20 protein-coding genes are annotated in these 22,007 nt (G+C 33.9%); 1 reads left to right on the top strand and 19 read right to left on the bottom strand.

Annotated elements, in window-relative coordinates; all coding sequences use genetic code 11:
• The 17 genes from A9G17_RS04560 to A9G17_RS04640 form a co-directional block, all read right to left on the bottom strand.
• Nucleotides 1–831: a cell division protein FtsQ/DivIB gene (locus tag A9G17_RS04560; RefSeq protein ID WP_065737698.1), complete on the bottom strand. Its 831-nt coding sequence runs from the start codon at nt 829–831 to the stop codon at nt 1–3.
• A 12-nt stretch (nt 832–843) separates the two neighbouring features.
• The gene (locus tag A9G17_RS04565) at nt 844–1,752 is read right to left on the bottom strand and encodes a D-alanine--D-alanine ligase (protein ID WP_065737699.1); all 909 of its coding nucleotides are present in this window, start codon (nt 1,750–1,752) and stop codon (nt 844–846) included.
• Nucleotides 1,753–3,201, bottom strand: a complete 1,449-nt coding sequence (gene murC, locus A9G17_RS04570) for a UDP-N-acetylmuramate--L-alanine ligase (RefSeq protein WP_065737700.1) — start codon at nt 3,199–3,201, stop codon at nt 1,753–1,755. It lies immediately after the preceding gene.
• Nucleotides 3,202–3,349: 148 nt separating this feature from the next.
• On the bottom strand, nt 3,350–4,402 hold the full coding sequence (gene murG, locus A9G17_RS04575) for an undecaprenyldiphospho-muramoylpentapeptide beta-N-acetylglucosaminyltransferase (protein ID WP_065737701.1): 1,053 nt from the start codon (nt 4,400–4,402) through the stop codon (nt 3,350–3,352).
• Nucleotides 4,402–5,553 (bottom strand): cell division protein FtsW, encoded by a 1,152-nt coding sequence (gene ftsW / locus A9G17_RS04580; protein WP_065737702.1) that lies wholly within the window; start codon nt 5,551–5,553, stop codon nt 4,402–4,404. The genes murG and ftsW overlap by 1 nt, the downstream gene beginning before the upstream one ends.
• Complete coding sequence (gene murD, locus A9G17_RS04585) at nt 5,550–6,884, bottom strand: UDP-N-acetylmuramoyl-L-alanine--D-glutamate ligase (RefSeq protein ID WP_065737703.1); 1,335 nt, start codon at nt 6,882–6,884, stop codon at nt 5,550–5,552. The genes ftsW and murD overlap by 4 nt, the downstream gene beginning before the upstream one ends.
• 21 nt (nt 6,885–6,905) lie before the next feature.
• Entirely contained in the window at nt 6,906–7,988 is a 1,083-nt protein-coding gene (gene mraY, locus A9G17_RS04590; RefSeq protein ID WP_065737704.1) for a phospho-N-acetylmuramoyl-pentapeptide-transferase, read from the bottom strand.
• Nucleotides 7,989–8,006: 18 nt separating this feature from the next.
• On the bottom strand, nt 8,007–9,362 hold the full coding sequence (gene murF / locus A9G17_RS04595; protein WP_065737705.1) for a UDP-N-acetylmuramoyl-tripeptide--D-alanyl-D-alanine ligase: 1,356 nt from the start codon (nt 9,360–9,362) through the stop codon (nt 8,007–8,009).
• On the bottom strand, nt 9,359–10,909 hold the full coding sequence (murE, locus tag A9G17_RS04600; protein WP_065737706.1) for a UDP-N-acetylmuramoyl-L-alanyl-D-glutamate--2,6-diaminopimelate ligase: 1,551 nt from the start codon (nt 10,907–10,909) through the stop codon (nt 9,359–9,361). Before murE ends, murF begins: the two co-directional genes overlap by 4 nt.
• Nucleotides 10,910–10,922: 13 nt before the next feature.
• A complete protein-coding gene (ftsI, locus tag A9G17_RS04605) occupies nt 10,923–12,701 on the bottom strand; it encodes a peptidoglycan glycosyltransferase FtsI (protein ID WP_065737707.1) in 1,779 nt (592 codons plus the stop codon).
• Complete coding sequence (gene ftsL, locus A9G17_RS04610; RefSeq protein ID WP_065737708.1) at nt 12,701–13,078, bottom strand: cell division protein FtsL; 378 nt, start codon at nt 13,076–13,078, stop codon at nt 12,701–12,703. Before ftsL ends, ftsI begins: the two co-directional genes overlap by 1 nt.
• On the bottom strand, nt 13,068–14,006 hold the full coding sequence (gene rsmH / locus A9G17_RS04615) for a 16S rRNA (cytosine(1402)-N(4))-methyltransferase RsmH (RefSeq protein ID WP_065737709.1): 939 nt from the start codon (nt 14,004–14,006) through the stop codon (nt 13,068–13,070). Before rsmH ends, ftsL begins: the two co-directional genes overlap by 11 nt.
• Nucleotides 14,007–14,024: 18 nt before the next feature.
• Complete coding sequence (gene mraZ, locus A9G17_RS04620; protein WP_065737710.1) at nt 14,025–14,471, bottom strand: division/cell wall cluster transcriptional repressor MraZ; 447 nt, start codon at nt 14,469–14,471, stop codon at nt 14,025–14,027.
• 411 nt (nt 14,472–14,882) lie between these two features.
• Nucleotides 14,883–15,581: a 6-phosphogluconolactonase gene (gene pgl, locus A9G17_RS04625; RefSeq protein WP_065739086.1), complete on the bottom strand. Its 699-nt coding sequence runs from the start codon at nt 15,579–15,581 to the stop codon at nt 14,883–14,885.
• A gap of 13 nt (nt 15,582–15,594) precedes the next feature.
• The gene (zwf, locus tag A9G17_RS04630; protein ID WP_065737711.1) at nt 15,595–17,055 is read right to left on the bottom strand and encodes a glucose-6-phosphate dehydrogenase; all 1,461 of its coding nucleotides are present in this window, start codon (nt 17,053–17,055) and stop codon (nt 15,595–15,597) included.
• A 182-nt stretch (nt 17,056–17,237) separates the two neighbouring features.
• A complete protein-coding gene (gene rplY, locus A9G17_RS04635; RefSeq protein WP_039128225.1) occupies nt 17,238–17,522 on the bottom strand; it encodes a 50S ribosomal protein L25 in 285 nt (94 codons plus the stop codon).
• 181 nt (nt 17,523–17,703) lie between these two features.
• Complete coding sequence (locus tag A9G17_RS04640; protein ID WP_065737712.1) at nt 17,704–18,576, bottom strand: D-hexose-6-phosphate mutarotase; 873 nt, start codon at nt 18,574–18,576, stop codon at nt 17,704–17,706.
• Between the two features lie 198 nt (nt 18,577–18,774).
• Between A9G17_RS04640 and hemW the strand changes: the two genes are divergently transcribed.
• The gene (gene hemW, locus A9G17_RS04645) at nt 18,775–19,908 is read left to right on the top strand and encodes a radical SAM family heme chaperone HemW (protein ID WP_065737713.1); all 1,134 of its coding nucleotides are present in this window, start codon (nt 18,775–18,777) and stop codon (nt 19,906–19,908) included.
• 246 nt (nt 19,909–20,154) lie between these two features.
• On the opposite strand, the gene A9G17_RS04650 is transcribed toward hemW, so the two are convergent.
• Both A9G17_RS04650 and A9G17_RS04655 read right to left on the bottom strand, forming a co-directional pair.
• Complete coding sequence (locus A9G17_RS04650) at nt 20,155–21,120, bottom strand: sugar kinase (protein ID WP_065737714.1); 966 nt, start codon at nt 21,118–21,120, stop codon at nt 20,155–20,157.
• Nucleotide 21,121: 1 nt separating this feature from the next.
• On the bottom strand, nt 21,122–21,949 hold the full coding sequence (locus tag A9G17_RS04655) for a DeoR/GlpR family DNA-binding transcription regulator (RefSeq protein WP_065737715.1): 828 nt from the start codon (nt 21,947–21,949) through the stop codon (nt 21,122–21,124).
• Nucleotides 21,950–22,007 lie beyond the last annotated feature (58 nt).

A 22,007-nucleotide genomic window follows, 5' to 3' on the forward strand; every position in this document is an offset into this window, starting at 1 on the left:
TTACTGCGCTATTTTCTCTGTTTGTACTGAAATACCATTTTCATAACGTAAATCAGCGACCGTTATTCTTTCATCAACCGGTGTTCTTAACTGAATTTCAGGAAACAATTTAATAAATTGTTCATAACGTTCTTCAATGTGTTTATTTCCCAACACTAATTTTATTTCCTGATTTTCATCGCATACACCAGCTATACATCGTGTTACCATCAGTTGTACAGAATTACGCTCATCTGATATTGTAGCGTTAATCTGTAATGCAAACTGATTATTAGCTAATTTTTTAGAAAGATTTTCTAATTTAGAATAATTTTCAAGTACTGATTTAGCTTTACCTTCAGGACCATAAAGCCTTGATAACTTTAAATCAGTAATCCGATCCGATGGCACACTAAAAACATTCCCTTCTTCATCAAGAAAAAACAAGTCATTCCAATAATATGCTGGCTTATAGTCTTCTACATAAACAATTAACCTATCTGGCCACTGTTTTCGCACACTTGCTTGCTTAACCCATGGAAATCTCATTATTTCTTGCTGAATATCAACAACATCTTGCCCAACATAAGTATTAGGCAATCCTAATCCTAAAATGGCTTCCCGAAGATCATCTTCTGTTGTAAAAATGTGTTCACCACTTAATGTTAACTGTGACAGTACCATTTGTTCGGGATCATCCATCCAGTTTTTAACACTTTGTACAATCCAAGCACTTATTAGAATAATCGTAATAAAGAACAAAAATCCTATCAATTGTTCCTTACTACGAAAAATAAGCAGCTTTCTTCTAGTTTCATCTCTTCTATGTGCTGCTTGTCTAACTTGTTTCATAAAATTAGCCAGTTAAACTGCTGCTAGTTGTAATATTTGGCTAACTAGTTGATTAAATGACCAACCATGTTGTTTAGCTGCCATTGGCACTAAGCTATGATCCGTCATGCCCGGAGCAGTATTAACTTCAAGTAAATATGGTTTTTGATTATCATCAAACATAATATCGACTCGCCCCCAACCTCTGCAACCGACAGCTTTATAAGCATCTAAAGCTAATTTACGAATCTCTTGTTCTTTTTCATCGGATAATCCACTTGGACAAAAGTATTGAGTTGTGTCTGATAAATACTTTGCATCATAATCATAAAATTGGGTAGATGGCTTAATGTAAATTGAAGGTAAAACTTCATCTCCGACTATTGCTACTGTAAATTCCGGCCCTGCTAAAAATGATTCAACCATCACAACACTATCATATTTAAAAGCAACCTCAAGGGCAGCTTTTAATTCCGATGCCTGATTAACCCTAGTCATACCTACACTAGAACCTTCATGACTTGGTTTGACAAACAATGGTAAGCCCAATTGTTTAACAATAGCGTCAATATCAAATGATTGTGTTTTTTCCACCATTACATAATCAGCGACAGGTAATCCTAATGATTTCCAAACTAATTTGGTTTTTAATTTATCCATCGTTAATGCTGAAGCCAATACGTCACTACCAGTATAAGGAATATTTTGATAAGTCAGTATTGCCTGAACAATACCATCTTCACCACCACGCCCATGCAAAATAACAAAAGCCTTTGTGTATCCTTCTTGTTTTAAATTAGTAATAGAGTGATCTTTAGTATCAACAAGATGTGCATCAATACCATTTGCTAATAGACCATTTAATACCGCATTACCTGATTTAAGCGATACTTCTCGCTCTGCAGAGGTACCACCATATAATATGGCAACTTTATCAACCATTTATAATTCCTCTTTTGTAAATAATTGAGTATTGGCCAACTGACGTGCTACTCGACCAACACTACCTGCACCTTGTGTCAATAAAAGATCACCACCTTTTAATATTTCTTGCATAATTTCAGGTAATAAATTTAAATCAGACACATAAATTGGATCAACTTTACCTCGATTGCGAATAGTACGACATAATGAACGACTATCAGCACCAGCAATTGGTTGCTCACCAGCAGAATAGACATCTAACATGACAAGTGCATCAACTTGTGATAATACTTGTGCAAAATCATCAAATAAATCTCGAGTACGTGTATATCGATGTGGTTGGAATAACATTACTAATCTACGATCAGGCCAACCATTTCTTGCTGCTTGAATTGTTGCATTAACTTCACTTGGATGATGACCATAATCATCAACCATCATGATATCGCCTCCATCCGAATTAGGGAAAATACCTAGTAAATCAAAACGTCGGCTAGTACCTGCAAATTTAGCTAATGCTTTTACAATCGATTCATCATCAATACCATCTTCAGTTGCAGCAATAATAGCGGCCGCTGAATTTAGGGCATTATGTTTTCCTGGTGCATTTAACTCAATTTGTAAATCTTCACGGTCAGGACGACAAACGGTGTAATAACTTACACCTCTTTCCTGACGATAATTTTTAATAACGACATCTGCCTCTTCATTGAATCCATAAGTAATGATTTTACGTCCAACAATCGGCAATAATTCACGATTAATGGGATCGTCATAACACATAACAGCTAAACCATAAAACGGAAGATTACGCAAAAACGAAATAAATGTCTGTTTAAGATTATCAACACTACCGTTATAAGTATCCATATGGTCAGGCTCTATATTTGTTACTATAGATACCATCGGTTGTAAATGAAGAAATGAGGCATCACTCTCATCTGCTTCTGCAATAAAATAACGGCTACTACCTAATCTTGCATGTGTTCCAGCGGCTTTAACTAAACCACCATTAACAAATGTGGGATCAAGTTTTGCCTCAGCATAAATGGCTGTCACCATTGCTGTTGTTGTGGTTTTACCATGAGTACCAGCGATTGCTATACCATATCGAAAACGCATCAATTCAGCTAACATTTCTGCTCTTTGAATAACAGGTATACGAGCTTCACGAGCTGCGATTACTTCAATATTATCTTGTGAAATGGCTGAAGAAATAACGACAACACTTGAATTAAGAACATTTTCAGCAGCATGCCCAATAACAATTTTTGCGCCTAATGTTTTTAAGTGTTGAGTAACCGCATTTTCAGCAATGTCTGAACCACTAATTTGGTACCCTTCATTAGCTAGAACCTCAGCAATCCCCCCCATTCCTGCGCCACCAATTCCAACAAAATGGATATGCTTGACACGTTTCATTTGGGGAATAATTGCCCTTAATTCAGCTAATTCCTTAGTATTCACAATTTAACTCCTAATCATTTTATTTAGTGTCTATCGTCAAATCTTTATTGAAAATTGAAATCATAATACTAATTTTTAAATTCAATTAAACATTTATCCCAACACTTTAAATTAACCAAAACCATTACATAACATTATGTAAAAACTATTATTTTACCACTGAACAAATAGTTTCAGCCACTTTTTCTGTAGAATCGACAATAGATAAACTTTTTGCTTTAACGGCCATATCTATTAACTTATCACGATTGAAATTTAATAATAAATTTGATAACGCTTCAACATTAAAATTTGGTTGTTCTATAATGTGCGCCGCACCGACATCAGCTAAGGATTTTGCATTCCAATATTGTTGACGATCTTTATGCATAAATGGAATAAATATTGCTCCAATACCTACAACTTCAATTTCACTCACAGTTAATGCTCCGCTACGACAAATTACGATATCCGCCCAACTGTAAGCTTCGGCTACATCAGAAATGAATTCAGTAACCTTAATCTTTGTCATATCACAATTTTGATAAGATTGAATGACAGAATTCAACATACCTTTACCCGTTTGATGCCATACCTCAAAGTTATCGGATAGTTTTGTTATCGCTTGAGGTACTATGTCATTAATAACTTTTGCTCCCTGACTGCCTCCCATCACTAATACTCTAATAGGTCCATTTCGATCTTTAAATCTGTCCTCAGGTTTAGCAATAGTTAACAAATCACTTCGCACTGGATTGCCAACTACTTGAGCATTAGGAAATGCTGTTGGAAATGCTTGTAACACTCTTGTTGCAATTTTTGCAAGGTATCTATTTGTTAAACCTGCTATACCATTTTGTTCATGCAATACCACAGGTATACCAAGAGTTTTAGCGGCTATACCACCTGGACCAGAGACATATCCGCCCATACCTAGAACAACATCAGGACGATAAGTTTTTAAGATTTTTCTGGCTTGTAACACTGCTTTTAAAATTTTATAAGGAGCTTTTAATAATGCCATTACCCCTTTACCACGTAGTCCTGAAATCTCGATAAAATCAATATCAATACCATTTTCAGGTACAAGGCGTGCTTCCATTCTATCTGCAGTACCTAACCATTTAACTTGCCAACCTTGTTGCATCAAATAATGCGCAACGGCAATACCAGGAAAAACATGGCCACCTGTACCGCCTGCCATAACTAACAATTTCTTCATTACTTTATAATCCTTATTCTTGCTTGCGCTTGTTTTTGTCTAAATTCAAAATCAATTCTCAATAATATTGCTACAGCAATACTCATTACAATAAGACTTGAACCACCATAACTAATAAATGGTAATGTTAATCCTTTAGTTGGTAACATACCTGATGTAACGCCAATGTTGACGAAAGTTTGAAAACCAAACCATATACCTATTTCACAAGCTAAATATCCGGAAAACAAAGAACCATCATTTAACGCTCGGTATCCAATGGCCAATGCTTTAAATGTCAAAAAGAAAAGTAAAATTAATAAAGTAATTACACCAACATAACCAAATTCTTCAGAAATAATTGAAAAAATAAAGTCAGTATGACATTCTGGTAAATAACCCAATTTAAGAATAGAATTACCCATTCCTTGACCGGTGATACCGCCACTACCGATTGCCATTAATGATGCAACTAATTGATACCCTGAACCTGTAGCATCTTGCCAGGGGTCAAGAAAAGTTAGTAAACGAGTTAAACGATAAGCCTCAAACAATATCAAGCAAATTACCGCACCGACACCAGTTAATAAAATAGCAATAAATTGCCATAATTGGGCTCCAGCAATAAATAGTATGCCGATTGTTACCATGAATAATACAATAACTGTCCCTAAATCAGGTTGTTTAAGCAACAAAATAGAAAGAACAGTCATTACGACCATAGGTTTAAAAAATCCCCAAAATCGATTTTGCACTTCATCTGACTTTCTTGATAAATATCCTGCTAAAAAGATAAACAGAGATAATTTAGCTAACTCTGCTGGTTGAAAATTAAATACACCTAATGGAATCCACCTTGAAGCGCCATTAATTGAAGCTCCTATACCTAAAACTACAATTAACATTATAATGGCAATAATTAATAATGCAGATCCGAATTGTTGCCAGCGTTGCATAGGAATATATAAAGTAATAATCATTAATAACAATGAAATTGTTATTTGAATCAATTCACGCTGCGTGTAAAAAAAAGGATCGTTTTCACTAAATGACATTGATGCAGATGTTACCATTATCAAACCAAATACCATTAAACTAATCACAGTCCAAAGTAATGAATTATCAAATGGTATATTTGGATTAACTTGTTTTCTTATTCCAAAAAGTGTCATTTTTCACTCCTTAGAACATACTGTTTGGCTAAATTGGCAAATTGATTTCCTCGTTCAATATAATTTTTAAACTGATCTAAACTCGCACAAGCCGGGGAAAGCAAAACTACATCATTTGATTGTACTTTCTGGGCAATAATTTGTATAGCCTCTGCCATTGTTTCTGTAACAGTAGTTAAATTAGGCGCTAATTTAGCTAGTAAATCGCGGTCTCGACCAAAACAGAAAATTTCGAGATTTTTATTTTGTAAATAAGGAATTAAAGGTGAAAAATCAGCTGATTTACCATCTCCACCTAATAACAAATATAATTTTCCATGACAGACAACACTTTTCAATGCGGCTTCTGTACTACCAACATTTGTTGCTTTAGAATCATTAATCCATTTCACACCGTTTTGCTCTAAAACTAACTCAAAGCGATGCGGTAAACCTTGAAAGTTCATGATTGTAGCTAAGCTGGATTGCCTATCTATATTTAATTTATCAGTAATAGCTAATGCAGCCAAAGCATTAAGATAATTATGACTACCTGTCAGTTTCATATCTTTAGTTGATAATACTGCATGATTTTGAGCAATTAAATATTCACATTGTTCATCTAAATGGTAATCACCTTTTTTTAATCCAAATGAAACAGTATAATGATTTTTAGATATTGGAAAGGTTAATTGATCATCATGGTTAATTATGCAATATTTTGCATTATGATAAATTCGTTGTTTAGCCGCTGTATATTGTTTTAGACCTAGTGGATAACGATCCATGTGATCTTCGGATATATTTAAAATTGTTGCTACAGTAGCTTTTAGACTGCTTGTTGTTTCTAACTGAAAACTTGAGAGCTCAAGTACATATACTTCACAGTCTTGATTCAATAAAGATAATGCTGGCTGACCAATATTACCCCCAACCCCTACTTTAATACCTGCAGACTTAACAATTTCACCGACTAAAGTCGTCACCGTCGTTTTTCCATTCGCACCAGTAATCGCGACAATCTTTTTATTATTTTGTAGATTCACTTCACGACAAAATAACTCAATATCACCAATAATCTCAATACCTTTGTCAGCGGCTTGTTTTAATTCTGGTGTGAATAGCGCAATACCAGGACTGACAATAATTAAATCAGCAGTTAATAGCCAATCAATTTTTAATTCCCCTAAATGGTAATCAACACGTTTATCTAATTGTTCTAATCCTTGTGGATGTAGACGCGTATCAATGACTTTGGGAATAACATTTTGAGCAAGGAAATAATCAACACAAGATAAACCTGTAATGCCTAATCCAATAATAACAACATTTTTGCCCTGATAGTTAACCATGATTCAATCCTGATATTTTGATTAGCGTAATTTCAAAGTTAATAAACCAATTACAACTAACATTAATGAGATTATCCAAAAACGCACAATAACTCGAGGCTCTGGCCAACCTTTTAATTCATAGTGATGATGAATAGGTGCCATGCGAAATATTCTTTTTCCCCGTAATTTAAAGGAGCCTACTTGCAATATGACCGATAACGTTTCAATAACAAAAATACCACCCATTATCAGTAATAAAAATTCTTGCCGTAATAACACAGAGATAATGCCAAATACTCCACCTAAAGCTAATGAACCAACATCACCCATAAATACCATGGCAGGATAGGTGTTAAACCATAAGAAACCTAGCCCTGCTCCAATAATAGCGGTACAAATAATCATTAATTCACCACTAAATTTTATATACGGAATATGCAGATAAGCGGCAAAATTGACATTACCTGTCGCCCAAGAAACCAGTGCAAAACCCGCGGCTACAAAAACAGTTGGCATAATCGCAAGTCCGTCAAGACCATCAGTTAAATTAACGGCGTTACCTGCCCCTACAATGACAAAATAAGTAAGTAAAATAAAACATATACCTAATTGTGGCATGACATCTTTAAAAAATGGTACTACGAGCACTGTGACTGAACTATCTTTACCATAAGCATATAGAACAAACGCTACAATTAAAGCAATAACCGATTGCCAAAAATACTTCCATCTTGCAATCAGTCCTGCGCTATTTTTACGAATTACTTTTAAATAATCATCAGCAAAGCCAACTATTCCATAACCAATTAATACAAATAGTGTTATCCAAACATAAGGATTACGAAGATCAGCCCATAGAAATACGGATAACGAAATAGATGCCAAAATTAAAATCCCACCCATAGTTGGAGTGCCTTTTTTACTTAAATGAGATTCTGGGCCATCATTACGAATGACTTGACCGATTTGTAATTTTTGCAACCAATCAATGACTTTTTGTCCCATAATTAACGAAATGGCTAATGAAGTTAATAAACCTAGAATAGCTCTTACCGTTAAATAAGAGATAACATTAAAAAATGTAAAATATTTAACTAAATATTCTGATAATAAAACCAACATAATTTTTATCCTGACTCACTATTGTTTAAATTGTATTTTTTCGATGAGTTCTTCCATTTTTGCACTACGCGAACCTTTAACAAGCATAGTTAATTTTGGATACTGACGAAGTAAAGTTAGTAAATAGCTAACCGCATCTTGTTTATTACTAAAATGGTGACCTACACCACTAAACTCACTAATACTCTGACTGAGTTTTCCAACACTTACAACACAATCAATTTGCTCTTGTTTAGCTATTTCACCTATTTTTTGATGATATTTTTCTGCTTCGTATCCAAGTTCAGCCATATCACCAACGACAAGCACTCGATACCCTTGTTGGCTTGCTAAAACTTTAATCGCAGCAGACATCGATCCAACATTGGCATTATAAGTATCATCTAAAATTAATTGTGTTTCATTTAATTTTATTGGAAATAATCGCCCCTTTACAGGGTTTAAAGTAGATAAACCTTTAACCACTTGTTCAAAATTAGCGCCTACCGAAATAGCTAAAGCTGAAGCTGCAATAGCATTAGAAACATTATGCTGTCCAATTAATGGTAATATAATTTCGCATTCGCCATGAGGGGAATGTAAAATAAATCGAGTATGTTCTGAAATATGAATATTACTAGCATAAAAGTCTGCCGATGAATTATTCAATGAAAAAGTCCAGACAGTTTTATTCGTTAATTGAGTAATCCATTTATCACTGCAACTATCCAAATTAATTATTGCAATACCATCTTTAGGTAACCCTTGAAAAATCTCTCCTTTAGCTATTGCCACACCTTCAAGTGAACCAAAACCTTCAAGATGCGCCTCAGAAATATTATTAATTAAAGCTGTTTGAGGTTTAACAATATTGGTTGTATAGGCGATTTCACCGATATGATTAGCGCCTAATTCTATTACAGCAAACTCATCTTGTTGTGTTAAACGAAATAGCGTTAATGGTACACCTATATCATTATTGAAATTACCTTGTGTATAAAGTGTTTGTCCGCAATTTTGTAAAATCGAAGCGGTCATTTCTTTAACTGATGTCTTTCCTGAAGAACCAGTAAGCGCTACAATTTTTGCTTTACTTTGTTGACGAATAAATGCAGCTATTTTGCCTAAAGCCTGATGCGTATCGCTTACAATAATTTGTGGTATTTCATGATCAATTTTATGATTAACAATCACTGCTATAGCGCCATTTTTTATCGCTTGCTCGGCAAATTCATGTCCATCAAAATTATCGCCAATAAGCGCTATAAATAGTGACTTATTAGAAATTTTACGCGAATCGGTACTAATAGATTCAACTACCCAATTTTCATTATCAATATGATAAGATTTTCCATTTATCAGTTGCTTAATTTTTTCAATACTTAATGGGATCATAATTGACTCTCAATTCCTAAAAGCTGTCTGACTGTTTCCTGATCTGAATAGTGATATTTTATTTTGCCAATAATTTGATAATCCTCATGGCCTTTTCCTGCAATTAATATCACATCATTTGGCTTTGCTTGTGCAAGTGTTTGTGTAATAGCTTGCGCTCTATCTGTGATCACTTGTATCTCTTTATTATCATGGAAACCTTGCTGTATATCATGAATAATATTCATTTCATCTTCTGTACGAGGATTGTCATTAGTTAATACTACTTTGTCAGCAAATTGCTCAGCTATTTCTGCCATTAAAGGTCTTTTGCCTGTATCTCTATCTCCACCACACCCAAAAATTACCCATAAGGATCCTTTACAATGAATTCGACTTGCTTGTAACGCTTTTTGTAATGCATCAGGTGTATGGGCATAATCAACAATGACTGTTGGATTATTGTTTGAATGTATGACTTCCATTCGTCCACAAATTGGTTTAAGAAAAGATGCCATATTAATTACAGCAAAAAATGGATAATCAAGCGTTAATAATGTTGCTATAGCTAACAATATGTTAGACACATTGAATTCACCTAATAATCGACTGTTGATAATGGCATTACCCCAAGTAGACTTCATATGAATTTTGGCACCTTTATCATGATATTCAATCATAGATACGCCAACATAAGGAGTATTTAACGCTTTTAATCGTCTTAAAGATTTAGGTTGACAAGATACAGCCGTCACTTGTGAAAGCTTCTCAATCCAACGTTTACCATATTTGTCATCATAGTTAATAATTGACTTACCCGAGTTTGAAACGTGTTTTTCTTTTTCATCAGGATTAAATAACGACCACTTTGCTTTAGCATATTTACTCATGGTTTTATGGTAATCAAGATGATCACGACTTATATTAGTAAATACCGTTGCGGCACAATTTAAGCCTTTTACTCGATTCATCGCAAGTCCATGAGAAGAGATCTCCATCGCCACAACTTTAACATGTTTTTTCACAAAATCAGCTAATAATGATTGAACATCTATAGCGGATGCCGTTGTATTAATTGATGGTTCTAGATGATTATAAATTCCGTTTCCAATGGTACCTAATATAGCTGTTTTATCATTAAGCAATGTTGTACATTGAGCAATAAGTTGCGTAATCGTAGTTTTTCCATTCGTACCTGTTACGCCAATAACCGATAATTTTTTTGATGGAGAATGATAAAAATCATTTGCAATAACAGATAAGCGCTGTGAAAGTTGAAAAACACTGATCTGTGGTATAACCGATTGATCATCTTTTTTCAAATAATCAATTTTTAAATCATTCGATTTTCTATAACTTTCAATTAAAATAACAACAGCGCCCGCTGAAATAGCTTCAGAAATAAATTTTCGCCCATCAACTGAATAACCTTTAATAGCAACAAATACATCATTTTCTTTCACTTTGCGACTATCAATTCGCAAATTATTAAGCGGGAAATCTTTTAATTTTAGAGTTTCATCCCCCCCTAATAATTTAAATAATGTTTTAAATGTGCTTGTAGCCACCTTTTACCACCTATTAATAAATAATCGTTTGACCGTCTACTTGCCGATCTGGTTTAACATTCATAGTTCTAAGTACTCCCCCCATAATACGGCTAAAAACTGGGGCGGAAACAGAACCTCCGTAATATTGACCAGCTTTCGGATTATCAATAATTACGACCAACGAATATTTTGGTCTTGTTGCTGGTGCAATCCCTGCTGTGTACGCCAAATATTGATTGACATAGCGCCCACTTGATAATTTTTTAGCAGTACCGGTTTTAACCCCGACACTATAACCAGGCACTGATGCTTTTGCCCCACCACCTGAAACAGCTACCGCTTCCATTAATTGAACAACTATTTTCGCTATTTTTTCTGGTACAACTCGCTGACCTTCGATAGGTTGGTTAACTTTTAAAATAGAAACAGGTCGATAAACTCCATAACTACCAATTGTTGCATAGGCTCTTGCTAATTGTAGCGGTGTCACTCTTAATCCATATCCAAATGCAAATGTTGCTCTTTCAATATCAGCCCATTTTCTGGTTCTATCTGCAGCTATTGATCCATTGACTTCCCCACCTAGTCCGAGTCCTGTTGGCTGTCCTAAACCGAAACGACTATAATACTCAACAAGTTCGCCAGATTGCATTTGCAAAGCCAATTTACTCACACCTACGTTACTCGATTTTTCCAAAATACCTGCTAAATTTAATGATTTTTGGTATGACACATCTTTAATCTCGTAACGATTTACTAAAAAAGGTCTAGTATCAATAACAGTATTCAAATCTGCGATTTTCTTCTCTAACGCAGCCATTACAACCAAAGGTTTTACTGTAGAACCAGGTTCAAATGCATCCGTTACAGCACGATTACGTAGCAAATTATAATCAATTGATGATCGATTATTAGGATTATAAGATGGGCTAGTAGCCATTGCTAAAATCTCACCTGTATGTACATCAATTAAAACGGCAGTACCGCTATCGGCTTTATTAAATGCAACAGCCTGACTAAGCTCGCTATAAACTAATGATTGTAACCGTTCATCAATACTTAATACTAAATCTTCTGCTGTTTCACTCTCTGTTCGTTCTATTTCTTCAATGACGCGTCCTACTCGATCACGTCTAATAACTCTTTGTCCTGATTCACCCGTTAACCATTTATTAAAACTTTTCTCGATACCCTCAGCACCTTTTTCTGTACCATTTTCATCAATATCCGTTAAACCAATAAGCTGAGCAATGTTCTCTGCTGCTGGATAGTAGCGTTTTGACGTTTTTGCAAAGGAAATCCCTGGCAATTTTAACTGTTTTAAATAATTCGAGATTGTCGGTGTTATTTGTTTAGATAAATAAACAAAACGCATAGACGGATTACTCAGTTTTTGCTCAAGCGTTGACATTGGAATATTCAGAGTTTTTGCTAACCCTTGCCACCTTATATCATCAGCTTTTACACCGCCTTTTTGTACAACAATTTTTGGATCAGCCCACACATCAAACATTGGTACACTTACAGCTAAGGCTCGCCCATTACGATCAGTAATCATAGCTCTTGGCGCATCCATTTCTTGGTGTCGAATTGATCGTTTATTACCTTCTGCAATAAGTTTATCAGGTTCTATGATCTGCAAAATTGCCATTCGGATAATCAAACAAACAATAGCAAAGATAATAAAACCATATACAACATAAAAACGATTAGGTGTAAAAAACTGTTTTTTGTTATTCAGTTTATTTACTTTAGTAGTCTTTAAAACCTTTTTAGATTTATCTTTATTATTTTTTTTAACAGGTTTCATTATTTACTCTTTATCACAATAACGGTTTCATTTTCTGATGTCACATAAGACATACCTAATTGATTTTTTGCTCTATATTCAACACGTTTCGGATCTGCAAGTACATTTTCTTCGATGACTAAATTACGCCATTCACTCTCTAAGACATCCTGTTCTAATAAAAGTTGTTCACGTTCAAATAGCTGTTTACGAACCTGTTGAGTTGTGATTAATACAGCACCAGCCGACAAAATTATAAGAACTAGTAATAGTAATGAAAATTTTTGATTCTTAATCAGATCACCAATAATTAGACCAAATAGACTATTTCTTGGCCTTTTTTGGCTATCGATTTCAGCATATAAGTTATCAAAATCATTACTTTGATTACGATTCATTTTTCCTTTCAGCTACCCTTAATATTGCACTTCGTGAACGAGGGTTGTGGTTAATCTCATCAGCACTTGGCTTAACTTTACCAAGTGTTTTTAGTTTAGCCCCACCATATTGTTTAATTTGTTGTTCTGTTAGTGGTAATCCAGCAGGAAGTTCTGGTCCTTTGCTATTTTTACTAATAAACTGTTTAACTATTCTATCTTCTAAAGAATGAAAACTAATTATTGCCAATCTACCTTTATCGGTCAGTACTGACAAACTACTATTTAATGCCTGTTCAACTTCTTCCAATTCACTATTGATATAAATACGAATCGCTTGAAAACTCCGAGTTGCAGGATGTTTATATTTATCTTTTTTAGGTGTGGCTTTTTCAATTAAATTCGCCAATTCTAAGGTTCGAGTTATTGGCGCAATTCTATTTTGTTCAACTATTGCCCGAGCAATACGTTTAGCAAACTTTTCTTCCCCAAATGTTTTTAGCACCCAAGCAATATCAGCTTCATCGCTAGTTAATAACCACTCACTTGCAGTCATACCTTTATGACTATTCATTCGCATATCAAGAGGGCCATCTCGCATAAATGAAAATCCCCTTTGAGGATCATCTAATTGTGGTGATGAGACACCAAGATCTAATAAAAAACCATCAACTTTACCGAGTAATCCTAAATCATCAATATATTGATAAACATTAGAAAATTCTCCACGAATAAAGGTAAATCTAGGATCTTTTATTTCAGCTGCGGCTTGTTGTGCTAACGCGTCACGATCAATAGCAATTAACTTTCCTTGCTCTCCAAGTTGTTCTAGTATCAGACGAGAATGCCCACCTCGACCGAAAGTTCCATCAACATAAATGCCGTTTTTTTTTATATTCAATGCTGTTACGGCTTCATTTAATAAAACTGTTGTATGTTGATAGCTCATTAATTTTTTTACTCTTTGTTAAATAGTTAAACTTTTCAAATTATCAGATAAATTTGCAATATCAGTTGATAATGCTGCAATATCATCACTAATTTGTTGATACCATATTACTTCATCCCAAATCTCGAATTTATTAGATTGTCCAACAAACATGATATGTTTTTCTAGTTTGGCATATGTGCGTAACGTTGGCGGTAACAAAATTCTGCCTGAATTATCCATTGGACACTCAATTGCATAACCTAATAATAATCGTTTAACTCTACGTTCAGCCTCAACCACAGTGGAAAGTGTCGAAAGTTGTTGCTCAATTCTTTTCCATTCAGACATGGAGTAAAGAGTAAGACAAGGATGGTATAATCCAATAGTACAAACCATACCTTCAGACAAAAATTCACGGTAGCGAGTAGGAATAGCCATCCGCCCTTTACTATCTAAAGTGACTGAAGTTGCACCGCTGAACATAAAAGCACCGTTAGTTATAAATTTTTAGTATTTTTTATTTGTTAATAATCAATTAGTTAAATAATTATGACTTTCTTGCCACTTAACCCCACTTTTTACCACAAAAGTCACAAAATTAATAGGCATTTAATTAATTAATTTCTCATTGTTTAACAACACAGTTCTATTTTATTTTTTAAAAATAAACTAAAAATCACCAAAGTTTTTATTTTAAATAATAACAAAGTGTTAAAGATAACATTCGAATGTTCATGCTACTTTTGAGTATAAAAATCACACAAACCGATTAACAATATGGGGCTAAATGAGTAGAAATATTTGCTTTAGTAATGATAAGAATTAACAAAATATTACAAAGGATTAATTTATCTGAAAATAATTAGCCGACATTTGTCGGCTAACTTATGTAATTTAGGAAGCTGACCAAAATCCAGTTACTTTAACTTTATTTTGCTGCAAAATGGCTCGAATTGGCATTTCATTAACATCATCGCCATTTTCTGCTTGCTCTAATACAGCCATTTTACTTTCTCCAACTAAATGCAAATAGATATTTGTACTATTCAAAATAGTCGGTAAAGTCAAGGTAATACGATCAAGAGGAGCTGTTAATGGAGTCATACCAACAACCTTACGACCTGATTTCATATCTAAGCCCGCTTGCAAATTAGCTGCACCAGGAAATAATGAAGCTGTATGACCATCTTCTCCCATACCTAAAATTACTACATCCAATGGCATTGGTACTTTATCTAAAATTTTGTCGGTAAGTTCAGCTCCATCAAATGGATTGTCATAACTATTTTTTAGTCCTATAAAATTAGCTAATTTTGCTTTATTTTGTAACAAGTATGTCATTACTAATTTTTCATTACTGGCATCATCAGTATCATCAACCCATCTATCATCAACTAATGTGATAAAAACTCGATTCCATTCTAGATCTTGCTGACTTAGTAAGGTAAACAATGGAATAGGTGTTTTACCTCCAGAAACAGCAATAGAAGCATGACCTTTTTTTTCAATTGCTTGTTTTAAAGCATTAACAATATGTGAGGTTAAATCTTTAATCAACAACTGACTATTTTCATATTTGTTTAACGTAAACATATTTAATTTTCCTTTATTCAAATTCATGCCATGAATACCCATCTTTAGTGATTAAGGCAACCGATGCAACCGGCCCCCATGTACCTGCCTGATAAGTTTTTGGTGACTCTTTGTCTGATTCCCAAGCGCTAATAATCGAATCAACCCATTTCCATGCGGCTTCGACTTCATCACGATGGACGAATAGAGCTTGTCTTCCTCGCATAACCTCCAGTAATAATCGTTCATAAGCATCAGCACGATGTTGATGAAAAGCCTCATTAAAACTGAGATCAAGCTTAGTTGTTTGTAACGTATGCGTACTATCTAATCCTGGGACTTTATTTAAAATTTCAATATCCATTCCCTCATCCGGTTGCAACCGAATGGTTAATTTATTTTGTGGTAACTCTGGATAAGATTCACTAAATAAATTAAGTGGTAATGGTTTAAAATAAACAACAACTTCGGAGCATTTGCTTGGTAAACGTTTACCTGTTCGCAAATAAAAAGGTACTCCAGCCCAGCGCCAGTTATCAATATCAACACGAATGGCTACAAATGTTTCGGTATTACTCTCTTTATTTGCTCCATCTTCTTCTAAATAACCAGGGACATTAATACCATTTACAAATCCTGCCGTATATTGCCCCCTTACAACTTTCTCACGAATATTTGTTTTATTTATTGGTCTAAGTGCATCAAGAACTGCTATTTTTTCATTACGTAAGCTATTATCTTCTAGGTTAGCAGGTGGCGACATAGCAATCATAGTTAAAATTTGTAATAAATGATTTTGCACCATATCACGCATTTGACCAGCTTTATCAAAATATCCCCATCGACCCTCAATACCAACTTGTTCGGCTACCGTTATTTCCACATGATCGATCGAATTTCTATCCCAAAATGAGGCAAACAGTGGATTAGCAAAACGTAATGCCAATAGATTTAGAACGGATTCTTTACCTAAATAATGGTCAATACGATACACTTGTGATTCACTGAAATATTTTGCCACTGAATCATTGATTTCACGCGATGATTGTAAATCAGTACCCAGCGGTTTTTCCATGACGATTCGATTCTGATCTTGATTTAATCCAGCTTCAGCTAGACCTTGACAAATAGTACCAAAAGCCCCTGGATGCATCGCAAAATAAAAAATAGTAGGTCGAGTTTGATCAAGCTCATTTTTGAGTACATTAAAACCTGAAAGATTATTAACATCCAATTTATGAAAGTTAAGCCTTTGGCTAAATCTTTGCCAAATATTTTCATCCAATGGTTCTGACATAAAGGTGGTTAATGCATCTTTCGCAACTTCAACATAAGCGTCGTGATCCCAATCTGCACGTCCGACACCTAAAATTTTGGTCTGTGTTGGCAATTTTCCATATTTTTCTAATTGATATAAAGACGGTAATAATTTGCGTCTTGTCAAATCCCCTTTAGCACCGAAAATAACTAAATTGCAAGCTGGGATATCAGACATGGTTCTCTCCTAAGGTGGTAGAATATACTTTATTCTATTCTGTTGTATTACCTATGTATACCTAGTTAATGGGGTAAATCATAATAATAGGCATTTGCCTTATTTTTTCTAAAATAAAAGGTCACCATGTAGGTGACCTTTATCTTAAATCTTTGATTGGATAATATCCAATTAAAATATAATTATACGCGAACAAAATCCATATGAACTAGTTTTGGCTTGAACGGGTGACGTTGTACCGCCTGCACTTTCGCTTTAACGGCTTTACCATCAACTTCAATAGTTAAAACTTCAGAATAAAATTCTGGTTTTTCTTGCATATTGAAGACTTGGTTGTGATCAAGCACAACAGAGATTGCAGGTTCAGTTCCACCATAAATAATAGCTGGGAATTTACCAGCGTGACGCAGGCGGCGGCTCGCACCCTTACCATGCTCTTTTCTAACTTCTGCTTTAAGTTTAAACATTTTCATTTCTCTTAATTATTTTAAAATAAAAACCAATTACAGGCGACCCAGTAGTTGGCTATAAAATAGGTGCTTTAAAAAGCGCTAGCGATTATAAAGTTTAATCCGATTAAACGCAATCAAATAATACTATCGACTTTGTATCATATTGATTGCGTGTACAACTATAATCAAAAAATAATTAAATCAATTCTATCTTGAAACCATAATTTGATTGTTCATTTAGTGACAATTTTAACGGTTTATTGATACGTCCTGCTTCAACGCAAACCATAGATTGATATTCATCATCACCAAAATCAGCCATTGCTTTAGCTTTATCTATCCATGGATTCCAAGTAACAACATCACTTGCATTAGTAGTGGTAAGCTTAATAGTTCGAACATTATCATTAATAGTTATTTCAGTATTGGCATTTGTATAAATACGATCAACTTCTTGATTAAAAGTCATTTGACCAACAGTAACTGGTTTATTTTCAACAGTAAGTCGGTCTTGATAAGTATCACCTAATCCACTAACAACAACATGACTAATATTGTCAATGCCAAAATAAGTATGCAGTGCACTGGTTGCTTCAAAGTCGCCTGAGCAGCTCAAAGTCACCTCGCAAGTATTACCTAAATGGATCTTTAAAGACACATTAAACGGTTTGTCAAAATAAGGTTTTATTTGTTGATTATTAGAGAGTACCAATACAAGATCGACACCGTTATCATCTTCGTTACATGAGTCTAAAGTCCATTCAACAATACGAGCAAAGCCATGAGAAGGTGTGCCTAAAGGTCCAAACCAAGGCCAACAAACTGGCACACCGCCACGAATTGCGATACCTTTTTCAAATTTTGATTGTTTACTTAACCAAATAACAGGCGTCTGCTCAGTTGAAGGTTGCCAGAATAATAAATGTGCACCTTGCAAACTAACAGCAGCATAGCAACTTTTATGTTGAATAACTAAAATAGGTAATTCACCAAATTTTGTCTGTTTTACAGATGAGCTTAATAATTTTGATTCTGTAGTACTAGCTAAAATTTGTTTATAAATATTCATATTGACTCCTATATTTAACTTGATCGACGATCAATGTCTAAAAAATTAATTTAAATACTGGTATTGATTTTACGCTTTTTGAGCGCATTATAAAAACGATATAACGTAAATAAGCTTTTTTTAGTTAATTAGAGTAATATACCCCCGCACTCATTAAATCATCATTTATTATTTGTCAAAAAGTTTCAGGAAATGTATATGTTTCAGTATAAAATCCCAATAAGCCTATATATTCATATGCCATGGTGTGTGCAAAAATGCCCTTATTGTGATTTTAATTCACATACTGTGAAAAAAATCCCTGATTATGAAGCGTATGTTGATAATTTGATTAAAGATCTGCAACAAGATATTGTTCTGTGCTCTGATCGTTCAATTCACTCAATTTTCATTGGTGGCGGTACACCAAGCCTGTTTTCTGCTGAACTAATTGCTAAACTTTTGACAAAGGTTAACCAAATCATTCCGATAAACAAGGATGCAGAAATCACAATTGAAGCTAACCCCAATTCTGTTGATGTGGATAGATTTAATGGTTATCAACAAGCAGGAATTAATCGAATTTCAATTGGTGTTCAAAGTTTTCAAGCCAATAAACTTAAAAACTTAGGGCGTATACATAATCCAGAGGAAGCCATAAATGCAGGTACGCTTGCTCATAACCTAAATTTACGTAGCTTTAATTTAGATTTAATGCACGGTTTACCTAATCAAAGTGTGGATGATGCTTTATATGATTTAAAACAAGCAATTGAAATTGCTCCTCCCCATTTATCATGGTATCAATTAACGATAGAGCCCAATACATTATTTGGTTCTAAACCACCAGTATTACCAGATGACGATAATCTATGGGAAATTTATCAACAAGGTCACCAATTATTAACGGATCATGGATACCAACAATATGAAACTTCAGCTTATGCTAAACCAGATTTTCAATGTCAACATAATTTAAATTATTGGCGTTTCGGCGATTATTTAGGTATTGGTTGTGGAGCTCATGGCAAAATTACGCGATCGAATGGTGAGATTATTCGTACAATAAAAACACGTCATCCTAGAGGTTATTTGGAAGGACGTTATTTAGATAGATCTTATGTTGTTGCAAAAGAAGAATTACCATTTGAATTTTTTATGAATCGTTTTCGGTTATTTGAAATTGTACCTAAACATGAATTTGAGCAACGAACTTTTTTACCTCTACAGACTGTAAACAAACAAATTAATTTTGCTATTGAACAGAATTATTTAATTGAAAATGAACTGGGATGGCAAATAACTGAACGAGGTAAACTATTTTTAAATTCGTTATTAGAAATATTTTTATGAATAATTATCTAATAAATTTAAAGTTATTAAAAAGCCTTTTGTGTTTTACATTTATTTAACAATATAAATACTAACCATTTAATTAATAATTTAGTTATTTTTACATACATTTTTGGAAAAAAAGTGCATACTAACGCCCGACAATGCATTTATTTCATTGTTTTCCTATTCCTTATGTTTTCCCAATAACTTTGTTATTGGGATTTTTTTACCTAAATTTCTTTTTTAATAATACAATACTTTCATTTATTGCTCATATTTAGCTATAAATTGTTTTAATTCAGCAAATGTAGAAGTTCCTTCCATTGGGCCTGTTTTCGATACCGCTAACGCACCACTTGCATTAGCATATTGCAATGCCTGCTCAACTGAATACCCTGCTAACATCAGACTGATAAATGTCGCACCAAAACAATCTCCCGCGCCAGTTGGATCAACCGGTGTTGTAATAAAGCCGTCAACATGCAATGTTAATAAATTATTGTTATCGTCTCGACCATAATAATTAGCACCTTTACTACCTTTTTTTACCACAATGTGTTTAATACCCTTATTGAGCAATGCAAACATTGTTTGATCTTCACTTTCATCGTTACTACTAGCAAAATAACTGACTTCACTCTCACTTGGTAAAAATATATCAGTATATTCCATAATATAGTCAAAAGATTGCTCCATCTCTTGAATATTAAACATCTCCTTGCGTAAATTAGGATCGAACGAAATTGTACCACCCTTACTTTTAATGATATCAAGTGCTTTACGCATCGCATCAATTGCCCGAAAAGAATATAGTGATGAGCCCATAACATGTAAATGATTACAGTCTTTTAATAAGTTCTCATTGATATGATTGAACGAGAGTAAACCACATGCACTATTAGGAATATTGAAAATAAAGTCTCTATCATTTGAACCTTTATAAGTTACAAAAGCACTACCGGTATTCGCCTTATTATGAGTAGTAATACCATCAATAATAACCCCATCTTGCTTAAGTCGCTTAATACACATATTGCCAAAGGGATCTTTACCTATACAGCTAAAAAAAATGACAGGAAAACCTAATTTAGCTACTTGATCGGCAAATATTGCAGGTGCGCCACTTGGGAAAGGCCCAATAAATTCACCAGTTTGATCAAAACGTTGATTTTGCTTTTTTGCTAAAAACTCAACAAGTAATTCTCCAATAGTACAAATTTTAAATTGCATATTAAATTACCTTTGAATTGTGATAAGTTATGCAGTATTTGTTTATAGCACGTTGCTTAAAATCTGAATCTATTAATTGTTGATGATATTCAGTAACAGCTGCTTTTGATAATATTACGACATCCATATGTTTTAATTTTCCAATACTATAGTTATCAGGTAATAAAAATCGTTGAGGCAAAACACCGATGGTGTGATCAGCATTTTTAAATATCTGTTGATAAGTATTTTGTTGTTCACTATTTTCAATAATCAAATGATTATTATCATTAATAGCTGCTAGTTCAAAAATGAAATGCGAAATATGAAATTGATTAAGAATAGGAGTTAATGTATTACTATTTTGAAGAGTATTTCCATCTTGTAAAACACCCCCAACAAGAATAACTTCTGCATCAGAAAATTCTTTAACTAATTGAGCGTTATTAATGTCATTCATAATCAATCTTAATGACTTTTTGTTATGCAAAAAAGGAATAAGTTTTCGAATCAAATTACCATGACTTAAAAAAAGAGTATCGCCATCATTAATATAGTTTAAACAATTTTTTACTAAATCTATTTCACCTCTTTCCATACCTATATTAGTGTAATTTAGTGGCTCAATAGTTGTATGATTAATCAAATTCTCAGGTGAAATATAAATCGCTCCCCCAAAAGAACGTTTTAGATATCCTTGTTGTTCCAAATAAGTTAAATCTTGTCGAATCGTAACATTCGAGACTCGAAGCATGTCAGATAACTTATCCACTTTTACTTCACCTTGTTTGCGTACGATTTCGGCAATATCTAATCGTCGTTTTAGTAGGGCTGAAGACGCTCTAGCCAAATTTTACTTCCTATATAACTGATAATTATTAAAACAAAGATAATAAAATTTATCATAC

Source organism: Gilliamella sp. wkB7 (genome assembly GCF_001693435.1).
In the GTDB taxonomy this organism is placed as follows: Bacteria; Pseudomonadota; Gammaproteobacteria; order Enterobacterales; family Orbaceae; genus Gilliamella; species Gilliamella apicola_N.

Excerpts from the sequence above, each read along its gene's own strand:
- A9G17_RS04560 (WP_065737698.1), bottom strand. The coding sequence starts at position 831 with ATGAAACAAGTTAGACAAGCAGCACATAGAAGAGATGAAACTAGAAGA.
- A9G17_RS04565 (WP_065737699.1), bottom strand. The coding sequence starts at position 1,752 with ATGGTTGATAAAGTTGCCATATTATATGGTGGTACCTCTGCAGAGCGA.
- murG (WP_065737701.1), bottom strand. The coding sequence starts at position 4,402 with ATGAAGAAATTGTTAGTTATGGCAGGCGGTACAGGTGGCCATGTTTTT.
- ftsW (WP_065737702.1), bottom strand. The coding sequence starts at position 5,553 with ATGACACTTTTTGGAATAAGAAAACAAGTTAATCCAAATATACCATTT.
- murD (WP_065737703.1), bottom strand. The coding sequence starts at position 6,884 with ATGGTTAACTATCAGGGCAAAAATGTTGTTATTATTGGATTAGGCATT.
- mraY (WP_065737704.1), bottom strand. The coding sequence starts at position 7,988 with ATGTTGGTTTTATTATCAGAATATTTAGTTAAATATTTTACATTTTTT.
- murF (WP_065737705.1), bottom strand. The coding sequence starts at position 9,362 with ATGATCCCATTAAGTATTGAAAAAATTAAGCAACTGATAAATGGAAAA.
- ftsI (WP_065737707.1), bottom strand. The coding sequence starts at position 12,701 with ATGAAACCTGTTAAAAAAAATAATAAAGATAAATCTAAAAAGGTTTTA.
- ftsL (WP_065737708.1), bottom strand. The coding sequence starts at position 13,078 with ATGAATCGTAATCAAAGTAATGATTTTGATAACTTATATGCTGAAATC.
- rsmH (WP_065737709.1), bottom strand. The coding sequence starts at position 14,006 with ATGAGCTATCAACATACAACAGTTTTATTAAATGAAGCCGTAACAGCA.
- mraZ (WP_065737710.1), bottom strand. The coding sequence starts at position 14,471 with ATGTTCAGCGGTGCAACTTCAGTCACTTTAGATAGTAAAGGGCGGATG.
- pgl (WP_065739086.1), bottom strand. The coding sequence starts at position 15,581 with ATGTTTACGTTAAACAAATATGAAAATAGTCAGTTGTTGATTAAAGAT.
- zwf (WP_065737711.1), bottom strand. The coding sequence starts at position 17,055 with ATGTCTGATATCCCAGCTTGCAATTTAGTTATTTTCGGTGCTAAAGGG.
- rplY (WP_039128225.1), bottom strand. The coding sequence starts at position 17,522 with ATGTTTAAACTTAAAGCAGAAGTTAGAAAAGAGCATGGTAAGGGTGCG.
- A9G17_RS04640 (WP_065737712.1), bottom strand. The coding sequence starts at position 18,576 with ATGAATATTTATAAACAAATTTTAGCTAGTACTACAGAATCAAAATTA.
- hemW (WP_065737713.1), top strand. The coding sequence starts at position 18,775 with ATGTTTCAGTATAAAATCCCAATAAGCCTATATATTCATATGCCATGG.
- A9G17_RS04650 (WP_065737714.1), bottom strand. The coding sequence starts at position 21,120 with ATGCAATTTAAAATTTGTACTATTGGAGAATTACTTGTTGAGTTTTTA.